The sequence below is a fragment of the Pseudomonas sp. 8209 genome (genome assembly GCF_028682105.1).
Taxonomy (GTDB): domain Bacteria; phylum Pseudomonadota; class Gammaproteobacteria; order Pseudomonadales; family Pseudomonadaceae; genus Aquipseudomonas; species Aquipseudomonas palmensis.
Genome location: NZ_JANIAH010000013.1, coordinates 161,555 through 176,621, shown reverse-complemented (window position 1 = coordinate 176,621; position 15,067 = coordinate 161,555). Strand labels below are relative to the sequence as shown.

General features: G+C 62.9%; 18 protein-coding genes. 11 read left to right on the top strand and 7 right to left on the bottom strand.

Annotated features, from left to right (window positions below):
- Positions 1–129: 129 nt before the first annotated feature.
- Complete coding sequence (gene tyrS, locus NP552_RS24565; RefSeq protein WP_054915947.1) at positions 130–1,329, bottom strand: tyrosine--tRNA ligase; 1,200 nt, start codon at positions 1,327–1,329, stop codon at positions 130–132.
- A 210-nt stretch (positions 1,330–1,539) separates the two neighbouring features.
- On the opposite strand from tyrS, the gene NP552_RS24560 reads away from it, so the two are divergent.
- Together NP552_RS24560 and NP552_RS24555 are read left to right on the top strand one after the other, a co-directional pair.
- Positions 1,540–2,952, top strand: a complete 1,413-nt coding sequence (locus NP552_RS24560) for a peptidoglycan DD-metalloendopeptidase family protein (protein ID WP_043859836.1) — start codon at positions 1,540–1,542, stop codon at positions 2,950–2,952.
- Positions 2,953–2,955: 3 nt separating this feature from the next.
- A complete protein-coding gene (locus NP552_RS24555) occupies positions 2,956–4,047 on the top strand; it encodes an anhydro-N-acetylmuramic acid kinase (RefSeq protein WP_274097241.1) in 1,092 nt (363 codons plus the stop codon).
- A 55-nt stretch (positions 4,048–4,102) separates the two neighbouring features.
- Here NP552_RS24555 and erpA read toward each other — a convergent pair whose 3' ends face one another.
- Entirely contained in the window at positions 4,103–4,453 is a 351-nt protein-coding gene (gene erpA / locus NP552_RS24550) for an iron-sulfur cluster insertion protein ErpA (protein WP_043859834.1), read from the bottom strand.
- Between the two features lie 156 nt (positions 4,454–4,609).
- Entirely contained in the window at positions 4,610–5,644 is a 1,035-nt protein-coding gene (gene argC / locus NP552_RS24545; protein ID WP_043859833.1) for an N-acetyl-gamma-glutamyl-phosphate reductase, read from the bottom strand.
- Between the two features lie 139 nt (positions 5,645–5,783).
- Between argC and hemJ the strand changes: the two genes are divergently transcribed.
- The 8 genes from hemJ to NP552_RS24505 all read left to right on the top strand — a co-directional run bounded on the left by hemJ (position 5,784) and on the right by NP552_RS24505 (position 11,137).
- Complete coding sequence (hemJ, locus tag NP552_RS24540) at positions 5,784–6,209, top strand: protoporphyrinogen oxidase HemJ (RefSeq protein WP_043859832.1); 426 nt, start codon at positions 5,784–5,786, stop codon at positions 6,207–6,209.
- Positions 6,210–6,231: 22 nt separating this feature from the next.
- Positions 6,232–7,188 carry an NAD(P)H-dependent flavin oxidoreductase gene (locus NP552_RS24535; protein WP_054915948.1) on the top strand — a complete coding sequence of 319 codons (957 nt, stop codon included), beginning with the start codon at positions 6,232–6,234 and terminating at the stop codon, positions 7,186–7,188.
- Positions 7,189–7,215: 27 nt separating this feature from the next.
- Entirely contained in the window at positions 7,216–7,677 is a 462-nt protein-coding gene (locus tag NP552_RS24530) for a DUF805 domain-containing protein (protein WP_052504188.1), read from the top strand.
- Positions 7,678–7,749: 72 nt separating this feature from the next.
- Positions 7,750–8,523, top strand: a complete 774-nt coding sequence (locus tag NP552_RS24525; RefSeq protein ID WP_043859830.1) for an SDR family NAD(P)-dependent oxidoreductase — start codon at positions 7,750–7,752, stop codon at positions 8,521–8,523.
- 73 nt (positions 8,524–8,596) lie between these two features.
- The gene (locus NP552_RS24520; protein ID WP_058541844.1) at positions 8,597–8,935 is read left to right on the top strand and encodes a histidine triad nucleotide-binding protein; all 339 of its coding nucleotides are present in this window, start codon (positions 8,597–8,599) and stop codon (positions 8,933–8,935) included.
- A 65-nt stretch (positions 8,936–9,000) separates the two neighbouring features.
- Entirely contained in the window at positions 9,001–9,648 is a 648-nt protein-coding gene (gene coq7 / locus NP552_RS24515) for a 2-polyprenyl-3-methyl-6-methoxy-1,4-benzoquinone monooxygenase (protein ID WP_054915949.1), read from the top strand.
- On the top strand, positions 9,645–10,685 hold the full coding sequence (locus NP552_RS24510) for a DUF2157 domain-containing protein (protein WP_078480909.1): 1,041 nt from the start codon (positions 9,645–9,647) through the stop codon (positions 10,683–10,685). Before coq7 ends, NP552_RS24510 begins: the two co-directional genes overlap by 4 nt.
- The gene (locus NP552_RS24505) at positions 10,682–11,137 is read left to right on the top strand and encodes a hypothetical protein (RefSeq protein WP_088514308.1); all 456 of its coding nucleotides are present in this window, start codon (positions 10,682–10,684) and stop codon (positions 11,135–11,137) included. The genes NP552_RS24510 and NP552_RS24505 overlap by 4 nt, the downstream gene beginning before the upstream one ends.
- A gap of 34 nt (positions 11,138–11,171) precedes the next feature.
- Here the strand turns inward: NP552_RS24505 and NP552_RS24500 are convergent, their stop codons facing one another.
- Positions 11,172–11,594: an OsmC family protein gene (locus NP552_RS24500; protein WP_043859826.1), complete on the bottom strand. Its 423-nt coding sequence runs from the start codon at positions 11,592–11,594 to the stop codon at positions 11,172–11,174.
- Positions 11,595–11,784: 190 nt separating this feature from the next.
- Between NP552_RS24500 and crp the strand changes: the two genes are divergently transcribed.
- Entirely contained in the window at positions 11,785–12,429 is a 645-nt protein-coding gene (gene crp, locus NP552_RS24495; protein WP_043859825.1) for a cAMP-activated global transcriptional regulator CRP, read from the top strand.
- On the opposite strand, the gene NP552_RS24490 is transcribed toward crp, so the two are convergent.
- The 3 genes from NP552_RS24490 to trpD are packed head-to-tail and all read right to left on the bottom strand — an operon-like array spanning position 12,426 to position 15,065.
- Positions 12,426–13,130 (bottom strand): lipoate--protein ligase family protein, encoded by a 705-nt coding sequence (locus NP552_RS24490; RefSeq protein ID WP_058541841.1) that lies wholly within the window; start codon positions 13,128–13,130, stop codon positions 12,426–12,428. The two genes, crp and NP552_RS24490, sit on opposite strands and share 4 nt — an antisense overlap.
- A gap of 52 nt (positions 13,131–13,182) precedes the next feature.
- Complete coding sequence (trpC, locus tag NP552_RS24485) at positions 13,183–14,019, bottom strand: indole-3-glycerol phosphate synthase TrpC (RefSeq protein ID WP_054915953.1); 837 nt, start codon at positions 14,017–14,019, stop codon at positions 13,183–13,185.
- Complete coding sequence (gene trpD, locus NP552_RS24480; protein ID WP_043863772.1) at positions 14,016–15,065, bottom strand: anthranilate phosphoribosyltransferase; 1,050 nt, start codon at positions 15,063–15,065, stop codon at positions 14,016–14,018. Before trpD ends, trpC begins: the two co-directional genes overlap by 4 nt.
- Positions 15,066–15,067 lie beyond the last annotated feature (2 nt).

Genomic DNA, 15,067 nt, shown 5'->3' with positions numbered 1-15,067 from the left:
TGCTACGCTGGAAGTGGGGCGAATTATAGAGAGATTAAATCGTGCGTCAAGGGCTAATTTGAAACTTTCGCAAAACAAAGCAAACCAGACCTTCTCTATATAGGAAGGGCGGCTTACGCCGCCCTCTCTTTATTCAGCCTTCAGACTGATACGTGCAAACGCCTTCTTGCCCGCCTGACACACATGGGTGGAGCCCAGCTCGAAGACGAAGCCACGATCAACGACCTCACCATCGACCTTCACGCTTCCTGCCGCCAGCAGATCACGGGCTGCCGCCGAGTTCTTGACCAGGCCCGCCTTGTTCAGCACAGCAGAAATCGGCATGGCCTCGGCAGCCAGCACGTCGATCTGCGGCAGGTCCTCCGGCAGCTCGCCATCCTTCATGCGATTACCCGCTGCGCGGTGGGCATTGGCCGCAGCCTCCTCACCATGGAAGCGTGCCACGATCTCTTCAGCCAGCTTGATCTTGATATCCCGCGGGTTGGCACCAGCAGCCACTTCAGCACGGAACCCATCGATCTCTTCCATGGAGCGAAAGCTCAGCAGCTCGAAGTAACGCCACATCAACGTATCAGGGATCGACACCAGCTTGCTGTACATCACCCCTGGTGCTTCCTGGATACCTACATAGTTACCCAGCGACTTGGACATCTTCTTCACGCCATCCAGCCCTTCGAGCAATGGCATGGTGACGATGTTCTGCGCCTCCTGGCCGTAGCCACGCTGCAGCTCGCGCCCCATCAGCAGGTTGAACTTCTGGTCGGTACCGCCCAGCTCGACATCGGCCTTCAGCGCCACCGAGTCATAGCCCTGCACAAGCGGATAGAGGAACTCGTGAATCGCGATCGGCTGGTTGCTGGTATAGCGCTTGTCGAAGTCGTCGCGCTCGAGCATGCGCGCCACGGTGTACTGTGAAGCCAGGCGAATGAAGTCGGCCGGGGTCAGCGCGTCCATCCAGGTAGAGTTGAACGCGACCTCGGTCTTGGCCGGATCAAGAATCTTGAACACCTGCTGCTTGTAGGTCTCGGCGTTCTCCAGCACCTGCTCGCGGGTCAGCGGCGGGCGTGTGGCGCTCTTGCCGCTCGGGTCACCGATCATGCCTGTGAAGTCGCCGATCAGGAAGATCACCTGATGCCCCAGTTCCTGGAACTGGCGCAGCTTGTTAATAAGGACGGTGTGCCCCAGGTGCAGATCCGGCGCAGTCGGGTCGAAACCCGCCTTGATCCGCAGCGGTTGCCCGCGCTTGAGCTTCTCGACCAGTTCGGCCTCGACCAGTACCTCTTCCGCACCACGCTTGATCAGCGCTAGCTGCTCTTCAACCGACTTCATAACAGACCCGCAAGGCTCAGATTCAAAGGGCCCCAACCATACAAGATCAGCCATCAAATACAAGTTTTTGCCCCGGATGTGACCGCACACCCGACTGATGACGTCTGCGCGCTTGCGCTGAAGGGGATTTGGTTATATTTTATACAGTTATTTCATCTTCATCATGTCATTCATCTTTTCCAATCCATCTTTTTCAAAGTCAATCTACCTATGACCAACGAACCGACTAAAGCGCCTCCGCTTTATCCGAAGAGCCACCTGTTGGCCGCCAGCGGTATCGCCGCCCTGCTCAGCCTGGCCTTGCTGGTGTTCCCCTCCAGCGAGGTCGAAGCCAAGAAAACCACCCTTAACCTCGAGCTGGAATCCCCTGCCGAGCAGCTGAAGCAACAGGAAACCACCCAGGCCGACGTCCGCGAAGAAACCACCGCCTCGCCGTTCGCCCAGATTGACACTGCCCCCGCGCCCACCGAAGAAACCGCCAAGACCGAACCCACCCCAACTGCCGAACCCGCCAAGGATCCAAGCCACCGCGAAGTCACCGTGGCCCGTGGCGACACCCTGTCGACACTGTTCGCCAAGGTCGGCCTGCCGGCCAATGTGGTGCACGAGGTGCTTGCCAGCAACAAGCAGGCCAAGCAATTCAGCCAGCTCAAGCATGGCCAGGTACTGGAAATCGAACTGGACAAGGACGGCCAACTGGCCAGCCTGCACAGCAAGGTCAGCGATCTCGAGACCATCCGCCTGACCAAGGGCGACAAGGGCTATGCCTTCAACCGTGAAATCACCAAGCCTGTGGTTCGCTCGGCCTACGTGCACGGCGTCATCAAGAGTTCGCTGTCGGCTTCCGCGCAGCGTGCCGGCCTGAACCATTCGCTGACCATGGACATGGCCCGCATCTTCGGCTACGACATCGACTTCGCCCAGGACATCCGCCAGGGTGACGAATTCGACGTGATCTACGAACAGAAAGTGGTCAATGGCAAGGTGGTCGGCAACGGCAACATCCTGTCGGCACGCTTCACCAACCGCGGCAAGAGCTTCACTGCGGTGCGCTATACCAACAAGCAGGGCAACACCAGCTACTACACCGCCGACGGCAATAGCATGCGCAAGGCGTTCATTCGTACCCCGGTGGACTTCGCCCGCATCAGCTCGCGCTTCTCGGCAGGTCGCAAGCACCCTATCCTGAACAAGATCCGCGCCCACAAGGGCGTCGACTATGCAGCGCCGCGCGGCACGCCGATCAAGGCCGCCGGTGACGGCAAGGTACTGCTGGCCGGTCGTCGTGGAGGCTACGGCAACACCGTGATCATCAAGCACGGCAATACCTACCAGACCCTGTACGGGCACATGCAGGGCTTCGCCAAGGGCATCAAGACCGGCGGCACGGTCAAGCAGGGCCAGGTGATCGGCTACATCGGCACCACGGGGCTGTCCACCGGGCCGCACCTGCACTACGAGTTCCAGGTCAATGGCGTGCACGTCGACCCGCTCGGACAGAAGCTGCCAATGGCCGATCCGATCGCCAAGGCTGAACGCCAGCGCTTCCTGCAGCAAAGCCAGCCGCTGATGGCGCGCATGGAACAAGAGAAGGCCACCATGCTGGCCTCGGCCAAGCGCTAAGCCATGGCCCTGTATCTGGGAGTGATGTCCGGCACCAGCCTCGATGGCCTGGACATCGCCTTGATCAGACAGGAGCAGCGTCTCACGCTGCTCGCTACCCATTACATTCCGATGCCCCAGGCGCTGCGCGACGACTTGCTCGCGCTGTGCGCCAGCGGCCCCGACGAAATTGCCCGCGCCGCCCTGGCCGAGGCTGTCTGGGTGAGACTGGCCGCCGAAGGCATTCAGCAATTGCTGGCCGAACAGCACCTGCAGCCTGCAGATATCCGCGCTATTGGCAGCCACGGACAGACCATTCGCCACGAGCCTGCCCAGGGCTTCACCGTTCAGATCGGCAACCCGGCGCTGCTGGCAGAGCTGACCGGGATTACAGTGGTCAGCGATTTTCGCCGCCGCGACGTGGCTGCCGGCGGCCAGGGGGCCCCCTTGGTGCCGGCCTTTCATGAAGCGCTGTTCGACAATCAGGGCGAGCGCCTGGCAGTACTCAACGTCGGCGGCTTCAGCAACCTGAGCCTGATCGAGACCGGCAAGCCGGTCAGCGGCTTCGACTGTGGCCCGGGCAACGTACTGCTGGATGCCTGGATCAACGAGAAACAAGGTCACGGCTATGATGCCGACGGCGCCTGGGCGGCCACAGGCCACGTCATCCCCGGGCTGCTCGCCAGCCTGCTCAGCGATCCGTTCTTTGCCGGCACCGGTCCCAAGAGTACCGGCCGCGAGGTGTTCAACCTGACATGGCTGCGCAAGCACCTGGCCGGCCAGCCCCCCGGCAGCGATGCCGACGTGCAGGCCACCCTGCTCGAACTTACCGCCCATAGCATCGTCAGCTCGCTGCAGGCGGCGCAGACAGCCACCCAGGCGCTGCTGGTCTGTGGCGGCGGCGCCCACAACGGCACACTGATGAAGCGTCTGGCCTGCCTGCTGCCCAACGCCCGGGTCAGCAGCACTGCCATCAACGGCGTCGATCCAGACTGGGTGGAAGCCATGGCCTTCGCCTGGCTGGCACACTGCTGCCTGGAGGGCATCGCCGCCAACCGCCCCAGTGTTACTGGCGCCAAGGGCCTGCGCGTTCTGGGCGCGATCTACCCCGCCTGAACGCACACAGCAAAACGCCGCGCAGAGGCGCGGCGTCAGCAGTACTGCCTGTAACTCAGATCGAGAACGAAGAGCCGCAACCGCAGGTGGTGGTGGCGTTCGGGTTCTTGATGACGAAACGCGAACCTTCCAGACCTTCCTGGTAGTCCACTTCCGCGCCCGCCAGGTACTGGAAGCTCATCGGGTCGACCACCAGGGCAACACCCTCGCGCTCGACGATGGTGTCGTCTTCAGCCACATCTTCGTCGAAGGTGAAGCCGTACTGGAAGCCCGAGCAACCGCCACCGGTCACGAACACGCGCAATTTGAGGCGATCATTGCCCTCTTCATCGACCAGGGTCTTCACCTTGTGCGCGGCACCCTGCGTGAATTGCAAAATCGTGGGGGTGAAGGATTCGACGCTCATGCTGACTTTCTCCCGGCGCTGTTGCCGCCTTAATGCGTGATGACGCGCATTATCCGCTTCTCCGAGAAAATCGGTCAACAATAGAAGCAGCGGCAGGCCGCAAGCGACAAGCGGCAAATGCCGCCCTATGTCCGCTTGCAGCCTGCCGGTTGCGCCTTAAGGCAGCAGCCCGGCGTGGGACAGGCCCATACGCTCGTCCAGACCGAACAGAATGTTCAGGTTCTGTACCGCCTGGCCCGAGGCCCCCTTCACGAGGTTGTCGATTACCGACAACACCACCACCAGATCACCCCCTTGCGGGCGATGCACGGCAATGCGGCATACGTTGGCCCCGCGCACGCTGCGGGTTTCCGGGTGGCTGCCGGCTGGCATCACGTCGACGAACGGCTCATTGGCGTAGCGTTTTTCGAACAGCGCCTGCAGGTCGACCGAGGTGTCGGCGACGGTGGCATACAACGTCGAATGAATACCGCGGATCATCGGCGTCAGGTGAGGCACGAACGTCAGGCCGACATCACCACCGGCTGCCCGGCGCAGGCCCTGACGGATCTCGGGCAGATGACGGTGGCCTTTCACCGCGTAGGCCTTCATGCTTTCACCGGCTTCACAGAACAGCGAGCCAACGCTGGCACCGCGGCCTGCACCACTGACCCCAGACTTGCAGTCGGCAATCAGGCGCGAGGCATCAGCAATGCCCGCTTCCAGCAACGGCAGGAACCCCAGCTGGGTCGCGGTGGGGTAGCAACCCGGCACGGCGATCAGGCGGGCGCTGCGGATCTGCTCGCGGTTCACTTCCGGCAGGCCATACACCGCATCCTTGAGCAGCTCTGGCGCGCCGTGGGGCTGGCCGTACCACTGCGCCCACTCATCGGCGTCCTGCAGTCGGAAGTCGGCCGACAGGTCGATGACCTTGGTGCCGGCTGCCAGCAACTCGCCGGCCAGGGCATGGGCCACGCCGTGCGGGGTGGCGAAGAACACCACGTCACAGGCCGCCAGGGTCTTGGTGTCCGGCACGCTGAAAGCCAGGTTGTCGTAGTGGCCACGCAGGTTCGGGTACATTTCGGCCACCGGCAGGCCCGCTTCGGAACGCGAGGTGATGACTGCCACTTCAGCCTGTGGATGCTGTGCCAACAGACGCAGCAGCTCGACACCGGTGTAACCCGTGCCGCCGACGATACCGACCTTGACCATATACCTGCCCCTTTCAACGAACCGACTGGAAAACCACGGATAATATGGGCCCACAGCCTTGGTAACAACCGTTCGGGTGACGCCTGCACACACAAGCCACTACTATCTGACGACCGTGAACCTGAAGGACTACCTAAAAATGCTGTTTCTCTGGATCAAAGCCCTGCACATCGTCAGTGTCGTCTGCTGGTTTGCCGGCCTGTTCTACCTCCCTCGCCTGTTCGTCTATCACGCCCAGAGCCAGGACACCATCAGCCAGGAACGCTTCGTCACCATGGAGCGCAAGCTGTACCGCGGCATCATGGGCCCGGCAATGATCGCGACTTTCGTGTTCGGCATCTGGCTGCTCAGCCTCAACCCCGACTTCCTCAAGCAGGGCTGGATGCACGCCAAGCTGACCCTGATCATTCTGCTGACCGGCTACCATCACATGTGCGGCGCCAACGTGAAGCGCTTCGCGCGCGGCGAAAACACCCGCAGCCATGTGTACTTCCGCTGGTTCAATGAAGTGCCTGTGGTCATCCTGTTGCTCATCGTCATCCTGGTCGTGGTCAAACCGTTCTGATCCTCCACTCCGAGAGCCCGCCATGTCATTGCCCGCCCTGCTTGAACAACGCCTGCGCCTGCCCGTGGTGGTAGCGCCGATGTTCCTGATTTCCAATCCACAGCTGGTCCTGGCCTGCTGCAGCAATGGCGTGGTGGGCAGCTTCCCGGCGCTCAACCAGCGTGACAGTGCCGGCTTCAGGGCCTGGCTGGAGCAGATAGAGGCGGGCCTGGCCGGGCTCGACAACCCCGCGCCCTATGCGGTGAACCTCATCGTGCACCCCAGCAACCCGCGCCTGCAGGCCGATCTTGCGATCTGTATCGAGCACCGCGTGCCCATCGTCATCACCAGCCTGGGTGCGGCAAAGGAAGTGGTCGATGCCGTCCACGGCTATGGCGGCCTGGTGTTCCATGACGTGACCACCCGGCGCCATGCCGAGAAAGCCGCCGAGGCCGGCGTGGACGGCCTGATCGCCGTGGCGGCGGGCGCCGGTGGTCACGCCGGTACGTGGAGCCCTTTTGCCCTGATTGCCGAAATTCGCCAGTTCTTCGACAAGACGCTGCTGCTGGCAGGCTGCCTGAACCGCGGCCACGAAGTTCTGGCCGCGCAACTGCTGGGCGCGGATCTCGCGTACATGGGCACCCACTTCATTGGCAGTACCGAAAGCCAGGCGCCTGACGCCTACAAACAAATGCTGCTGGATGCCAAGGCAGCCGATATCATCCACACCGCCGCAGTGTCCGGGGTGCCGGCCAGCTTCATGCGTCAGAGCCTGGAAAACGCCGGGTTCGACCTCAACGCTCTGGGCAAGTCGGGCGAAAGCCGGCTCAAGCCACTGGATGACGAGGCCAAGGCCTGGAAGACCGTATGGTCCGCCGGCCAGGGCGTCGGCGCCATCGACAGCCTGGGCACGGTTGATCAACTGATCGCTCGACTCGACCACGAATACCGCCAGGCCCAGGCCGCGGCGATCCAGCTGGGCCAGCACCGGCCTGGCTGAACCACTCTCAACGGCAAAGGAAGCCCGATGCGCGACACCTACATCAACCCCCTTCAACTGAACAACGAAAAGCTCAGGGTCATGAGCGTGCGCGGCCGCATTGGCAGGGTGCGGCTACTGGCCTGGAGCCTGGTGCTGATTGGCGCAGTGTTCGGGACGGTGCTACTGGTCGCACTGATGTCCTCGCTCTCCAAAGACCTGGCCGCCGCCATCGTGCCGATGTTGCTGGCCGCCAAGATCTTCAGCCTGGTGTTCATCGCCCGGCGCATGAACGACCTGGGCTTCAATGGCTGGTACAGCCTGTTGACCCTGATCCCCTACTACATCGGCAACCTGGTTTTCCTGGCCCTGCTGTTGATTCCCGGCAACCCCGCCAGTAATCGTTACGGGCCGCCACCGCCCCCCAACACCAAGGCGGTTATCGTGGTGGCCTCGCTGTGGATACCGTTCATGGCGTGGGGTATCTACATGACTGCCCTCAACGGCTGACCGCAGCCTTTACCTGCTCCAGTCTGTAAACTAGGCGCCAGCCGCACCGCCCCCTGCCGATTGGAGAACTGCATGACCCGTTACGCCATGATCACCGGCGCCTCCAGTGGCCTGGGCCTGGCATTGGCCGAGGCCCTCGCGCGCCGGGGGCGCAACCTGATACTGGTGGCCCGGCAGCGCGACCTGCTGGAAAGCATCGCCCTGGAACTGACCCAGCGCTTCGGCGTGGAAGTGCTGCTGCGCGCCTGCGACCTGGGCGAGCCATTGCGCCTGTCCGGCTTTCTGCTGGAGCTCGAGGAAGGCGATAGACAGATCGACCTGCTGGTCAACTGCGCCGGCATCCGCACCTACGGGCACTTCCTGGCCCAGGAATGGGGCGACGAGCAGGACATCATCGAGGTCAACATCCTCGCCCTCACCCGCCTGTGCCATGCGCTGGGCAACGCGATGGCGGTGCAGGGTGGCGGGCAGATCCTCAATGTCGCGTCGCTGGCCGCCTTCGCCCCCGGCCCCTGGATGACCACCTATGCGGCGAGCAAGGCTTATGTGCTGCATTTTTCCGAAGGCCTGCGCGAGGAACTCAAGCAGACCGGCATCAAGGTTTCGGTGTTATGCCCCGGCCCGGTTCGATCGCCGCTGCGGCGCATCCCCCGGCTGGACAACGGCAACCGCTGCATGAGCCCCGAGGAAGTGGCCCTGTACACCGTGCGCGCACTGGAAAAGAACCGCGCACTGATCATCCCCGGTCGGCGCAACCGCTGGCTGGCCGCCAGCCCGCGTTGGCTGTCGCGCTGGCTTGCGCGCAAGCTGGCCGGCGCAATCAACCGGGCCTACTGCCCACGCTGAAGCGAATCGGCACTGGGCGAGCAAGCGGCGCCTGAGTACACTCAAGCCCGAACCCCACCATGGAGCAAGCGTTGTGGAAACTCTGTTCACCAAGATCATCAACCGGGAGATTCCGGCCAGGATCATCTACGAGGACGACCAGGTTCTGGCCTTCCACGATATCGCCCCCCAGGCGCCGGTGCACTTTCTGGTCATCCCGAAAAAGCCGATCCGCACCCTCAACGACCTCACCGAAGAAGACAAGGGTCTGGCCGGTCATATCCTGTTCACCGCCCAGCGACTGGCCAAGGAACTGGGTTGCGAGGAAGGTTTCCGCGTGGTGATGAACTGCAACGAGCAGGGTGGACAGACCGTCTACCACATCCACATGCACGTGCTCGGCCAGCGCCAGATGACCTGGCCGCCGGGCTGATCCAACGCAAGCCCTGTCATCTGGATTGGGTTAGACTGTCGGGCACATTCTTGCGGAGGTGCCCGATGGCTACCGAACGTCACTATTCGCCGCTCGACCGCTTGTTGCTGCAGGCCGATACCGCCATGCGCACCTTGCTCCCCTTCAGCGGCCAACCGTCCCGCCCGTCGCCTGCGATCATCCAGCCAGACGCCGACCTGAGCGACGACCAGACCCGCCACGTCGCCGGCCTGATGCGCATCAACCACACCGGTGAAGTCTGTGCCCAGGCGCTGTACCAGGGCCAGGCCCTGACTGCCAAGCTGCCGCAGGTACGCAAGGCGATGGAACATGCCGCCGAGGAAGAAATCGACCACCTGGCCTGGTGCGAGCAACGCATCCGCCAACTGGGCAGCCACCCGAGCGTTCTCAACCCGCTGTTCTATGGCATGTCGTTCGGCATCGGCGCTGTCGCCGGCCTGATCAGCGACAAGGTCAGCCTCGGTTTCGTCGCGGCCACCGAGCACCAGGTGTGCAAGCACCTGGACGAGCACCTGGAACAGATCCCGGCCGAGGACGAAAAGTCCCGCGCAATCCTCGAACAGATGCGCGTTGATGAAGAGCAGCACGCCGAGTCGGCACTGGATGCCGGCGGCTTTCGCTTCCCCGCACCGGTCAAGTTCGGCATGAGTCTGATGGCCAAGGTCATGACCAAGAGCACCTATCGAATCTGATGGAACACTTCGATGCCAGGGATCTGGCCCGCGCCGTCGATGCCGGCGTACTGAACCCGGGCCAGGACAAGGCCCTGCTTGAATTCCTCAAGCGCCAGCCCGCACAACGGCCCAGCTTCCAGCTGGCCCATGTCGCGTTCTACTTCGGCGCCCTGCTGATCATGGGGGCCATGGGCTGGCTGCTGAGCGAGGCCTGGATGCGCATCGGCGACAGCGCACTGCTGCTGATCGCGCTGGCCTACATGGCTGTGTTGACCGGCGGTGGCCTGGCACTTCAGCGACGCGGCCAGCGTATTCCTGCCGGTCTGCTGGCAGCGGTGGCGGTCAGCATCGTACCGCTGGCGGTGTTCGCCCTCGAGCGCCTTACCGGCTTCTGGCCCCTGGACGATACCCAGACTCACTACCACAGCTACTACACCTACGTGCAGGGCGGCTGGCTGCTGATGGAAGCGGCCACCGTGATCGCCGGCCTGCTGATGCTGCGCCTGATCCCCTTCCCGTTCATCGTGATGCCGATCGCCGTGGCGCTGTGGTTCATGTCGATGGACCTGACCGAGTGGATCTACGGCGAGCCGTTCAACTGGGCGCAACGCCAGAAGGTTTCGCTTTGGTTCGGCCTCGGTCTGCTGCTGGTGTTCCTCGGCATCGATGGCCGAACCCGCGAGGACTATGCGTTCTGGGGTTATCTGGCCGGGCTGCTGGCCTTCTGGGGCGGGCTGACCTCGATGGACAGTGACAGCGAGTTCGGCAAGGCGCTGTACTGCCTGATCAACCTGGGGCTGATGGCGGTCGCCGTGCTGCTGCGCCGGCCATTGTTCATGGTGTTCGGGGCCATGGGCGTTTCGGCCTACCTTGGCTACCTGTCGTATGACGTATTCGCCGACTCGCTGCTGTTCCCGGTAGTGCTGAGCATGATCGGCCTGGGGGTCATCGGCCTTGGCCTGCTCTACCAGAAGCATCGCGAACGCCTGAGTACAAACCTTCGCGCACTGCTGCCGAACGGCCTGCTCGACCTGTTGCCGGGGCTTCGTCGATGAGGGTGCGCCTGCTGCTGATTCGAGCGCTGCAAAGCATGGGGTTGGTGCTGGTGGGCTACCTGTTCATCTTGGCGATGACCGCAAGCCTGCGCGAAACGCCCTTCAGCATGTCGCTGCCCTATCTGGGCGATTCCGACAACAGCGCGCTGGATCTGGCGCTGTTCTGTGTACCCGGAATGCTGCTGTTCGTGTTGCTGGGCAGCATCATCCGCCGGCGCCGCGTATTGGGCGGCGTGTTTGCTGCCATTGCGGCCGTCAGTGCCTGGCTGCTGTGCGAGCTGTTCTCCACCGCGTTCGGCAATACCTGGAGCACAAGCGAAGTACTCGGGCTGCTGGTGCTGAACCTGCACTGGTGGTTGCTGGCGCTGGTACCGGGGCTGATGCTGCTGTTTGCGCTGGAGCGCTTCGCCAGCAAGGCTGGCTCCTACAAGGGAAGCGGCATCCGCCTGTAGGAGCCGGCGTTACCGGCGAATGGCCACGCAACGATCAACCCAGCTCGACAATCTCGTAGGCGTGGGTGATCTCGACCCCGGCGCGCCCCAGCATGATCGATGCCGAGCAGTACTTCTCGGCCGACAACTCCACCGCGCGCTTGACCTGGGCCTCCTTCAGGCCGCGGCCCTTGACCACAAAGCGCAGATGAATCTTTGTGAACACCTTGGGGTCCTCGTCGGCCCGCTCGGCCTCGAGAAACGCCTCGCAGCTCTCTACCGCCTGGCGCGATTTCTTCAGAATGCTCACCACGTCGAAATTGCTGCAGCCACCCAGGCCCAGCAGGAGCATCTCCATCGGCCGCACGCCCAGGTTGCGCCCACCACTCTCGGGTGGACCATCCATGACCACTACATGGCCACTGCCCGATTCGCCAAGAAACATGGCTTCGCCTGCCCACTGGATACGCGCCTTCATCACCCGGATTCCCTTGCTTTGAAAAAAGGCTGTCAGCTTAGACCTTGCGCGCACGTGCGAAAAGGCTAAGCGTTCGAGTAAATATGCCGATACACCTACAGGCGTCTGATAAGCTGGCGCCAAACTGCTGGCACCCGCGCCCAGCGGTCGACAAGAATGCCCACGCGTCGCGTCTTTCCAGGATTCAGCCATGGTTGCAACAACCCTTCCAGCCAAGATCAAGAACATCGACAAGTTGCTCGCCCACTGCCAGCGTCGCCGCTTTGCAGCCAAGAACAACATCATCTGCGCTGGTGATCGGGCCGATACCCTGTCGTTCATCGTCAAGGGCTCGGTGACCATCCTGATCGAGGACGAGGAAGGCCGCGAGATGATCATCGCCTACCTCAACAGTGGCGATTTTTTCGGTGAGCTGGGCCTGTTCGAACCCATCGGCAAGGAACACCAGCGCAGCGCCTGGGTACGCGCCAAGACCGAATGCGAAGTGGCTGAAATCAGCTACGAGAAATTCCGTGAACTGGCCCGCCAGGACCAGGACATCCTTTACGCCCTGGGCAGCCAGATGGCCCAGCGCCTGCGCAACACCACGCAGAAGGTGGGCGACCTGGCGTTTTTCGACGTGACCGGTCGGGTGGCCCGCTGCCTGCTGGAGCTGTGCAAGCAGCCCGATGCCATGACCCACCCCGACGGCATGCAGATCAAGATCACCCGCCAGGAAATCGGCCGCATCGTCGGCTGCTCGCGAGAGATGGTCGGCCGCGTGCTCAAGGACCTCGAAGAACGTAACCTGGTGCATGTCAAAGGCAAGACCATGGTGGTCTTCGGCACCCGTTAATCGCGCTCGATCGCCGCGATCACCTGCGAGTAGGCCTGCTCCAGGCGCGCCAGCAGCGGTGCCTGGGGCACCACTTCATGCAGGGCGATATGACTGTCGGCGCGGCAGCGCTGCTCAAGCTCGCAGCATTCATTGAAGCGATTGACTGCCGCCACCATCGACTCGCGCTCGTTGTCCAGCAGCAAGGCGCCATGCACCAGCACCACCGGGCGCTTGCCGCCCAGGCCCTGACGCCAGCGCTGCGCCGTGCCGACCAGCTTGCGACCATTGAGGTTGACGTTGTAGCGCCCATCGCAGAACGCCCCCTCGATCTCCCCCACCGACGCCAGCCCGCCCCATTCGCGCAACACCTCGCATAGCGGCAGGCACAGGCGCTCGTAGGCCTTCTCGATACGACCGTGATCACCCTCGCTGCGCGGCGCCACATACACCAACGCGATATTGATTGTCGCAGCCGACTGCGGCACTGGCTCACCGCCGGTCTCGCGCAGCAGCACCGGCCAGCCGGCAACGGCCAATTCGGTGCAGGCGGCCTCGAAACCTTCCAGCCGGCTCATGCGCCGCGGCATCACCAGCGCGCGGTCCGTCGGCTGCCAGAACAGCAGGCCATGTTGCTTTTCGCCCTTGCACACAGCCGCCAGCAGGTCCTGCTCGGCCTGCAAGCCCGCCTCCACCGTCACCGCAACAGCTTGTTCAGTCATCACACCCACCTTGTCGATACAAAAAAGCCGGCAACGCCGGCTTCAGTGTGGATCAGTCCAGGCCTTGCGCCGGGTTGTGCACCACGCGCTCGGGGAAGAACAGGCGCTGCAGTTCCAACCCCGGGTGCTCGGCACGCATGAACGCTTCGCCCACCAGGAACGAGTAGACCTCGTTGATCTCCATCAGCTCGACGTCTGCCCGATTGAAAATGCCACTTTCGGTGATTGCCAGGCGATCACGCGGGATGCGCGGCAGCAGGTCGAGGGTGGTTTCCAGGCTCACCTCGAAGGTGTGCAGGTTGCGGTTGTTCACGCCCACCAGCGGTGTATCCAGGGTTTTCAGCGCACGCTCCAGCTCGTCGCCGTCGTGCACTTCGACCAATACATCCAGCCCTACGCTCTTCGCCGTGGCCGCCAGCTCGGCCATCTTCACGTCATCCAGCGCCGAGACGATCAGCAGCACGCAATCGGCACCCAGCGCACGGGCCTCGACGATCTGATAAGGATCGATCATGAAGTCCTTGCGGATCACCGGCAACGTGCACGCGGCGCGCGCCTGCTGCAGGTATGCATCGGCGCCCTGGAAGTAATCGATATCGGTAAGCACCGACAGGCAGGTGGCCCCGCCCTTTTCATAACTGACGGCAATGTCGGCCGGCACGAAGTCTTCGCGAATCACGCCCTTGCTCGGCGATGCCTTCTTGATCTCGGCGATCACTGCCGGCTGCTTGCGCTTTGCCTGCTCGATCAGCGCATTGGCGAACCCGCGCGGCGCATCGGCGACGGCCGCCAGGCGCTCGAGTTCAGCCAGGCTGACGCGGGCACTGCGCTCGGCCACTTCCTGAACCTTGCGCGCCAGGATGTTTTCCAGAACCGTCGGTACGCTCACTCTTCATTCTCCTGCTTGAATACCGCGGTAAAGGCGCCCAGCTCTTCGAGCTTTTCTCGCGCCAGCCCGGTGTGCAGTGCATCATGGGCCAGCTCGACGCCTTGCTTGAGGCTCATGGCATGGTCGGCGGCATACAGCGCAGCGCCGGCATTGAGCACGATCATTTCTGCCGCCTTCTGACCGTTTTCGGTCTTGCGGCGCCCCAGGGCATCGCGAATCAACTCCAGCGACGCGGCCGGGCTGTCTACCGCCAGGCCGTGCAGGCTCTGGCTCTTCATGCCCAGGTCTTCGGGCTCTACCCAGTACTCGGTGATTTCGCCGTTCTTCAGTTCCGCAACGAAGGTCGGCGCGGCCAGGCTGAATTCGTCCAGGCCGTCCTTGGAGTGCACCACCAGCACATGCTTGCTGCCCAGGCGTTGCAGCACCTCGGCCAGCGGCCGACACAATGCCTGGGTGAACACGCCGACCACCTGGTGCCTGACCCCGGCCGGATTCGTAAGCGGGCCGAGCATGTTGAACAGCGTGCGCAGCCCCAGGTCACGACGCGGGGCGGCGGCATATTTCATCGCCTTGTGGTGGGTCTGGGCGAACATGAAGCCGATACCGACGCTGTCGATGCAACGCGCGACCTGCACTGGCGTCAGGTTCAGGTAGATACCGGCGGCCTCGAGCAGGTCGGCGCTGCCGCTCTTGCCCGATACCGCACGGTTGCCGTGCTTGGCCACGGTGCAGCCGGCAGCGGCCACGACAAATGCCGAGGCGGTGGAAACGTTGAAGATATTGGCGCCGTCGCCACCGGTACCTACCACATCGACCACCTGGTCCAGGGTCTGCAGTTGTACCTGGTCGGCGAGCTCGCGCATCACCGATACCGCACCGACGATCTCGTCGATGCTTTCGCTCTTCATGCGCATGCCCATCATGAAGGCGCCGATCTGTGCCTCGCTGCACTGGCCGGTCATGATCTCGCGCATCACATCGCGCATTTCCTCGGTGCTCAGGTCCAGGTGACCGACGATGCGGCCCAGCGCGCTCTTGATATCCATGG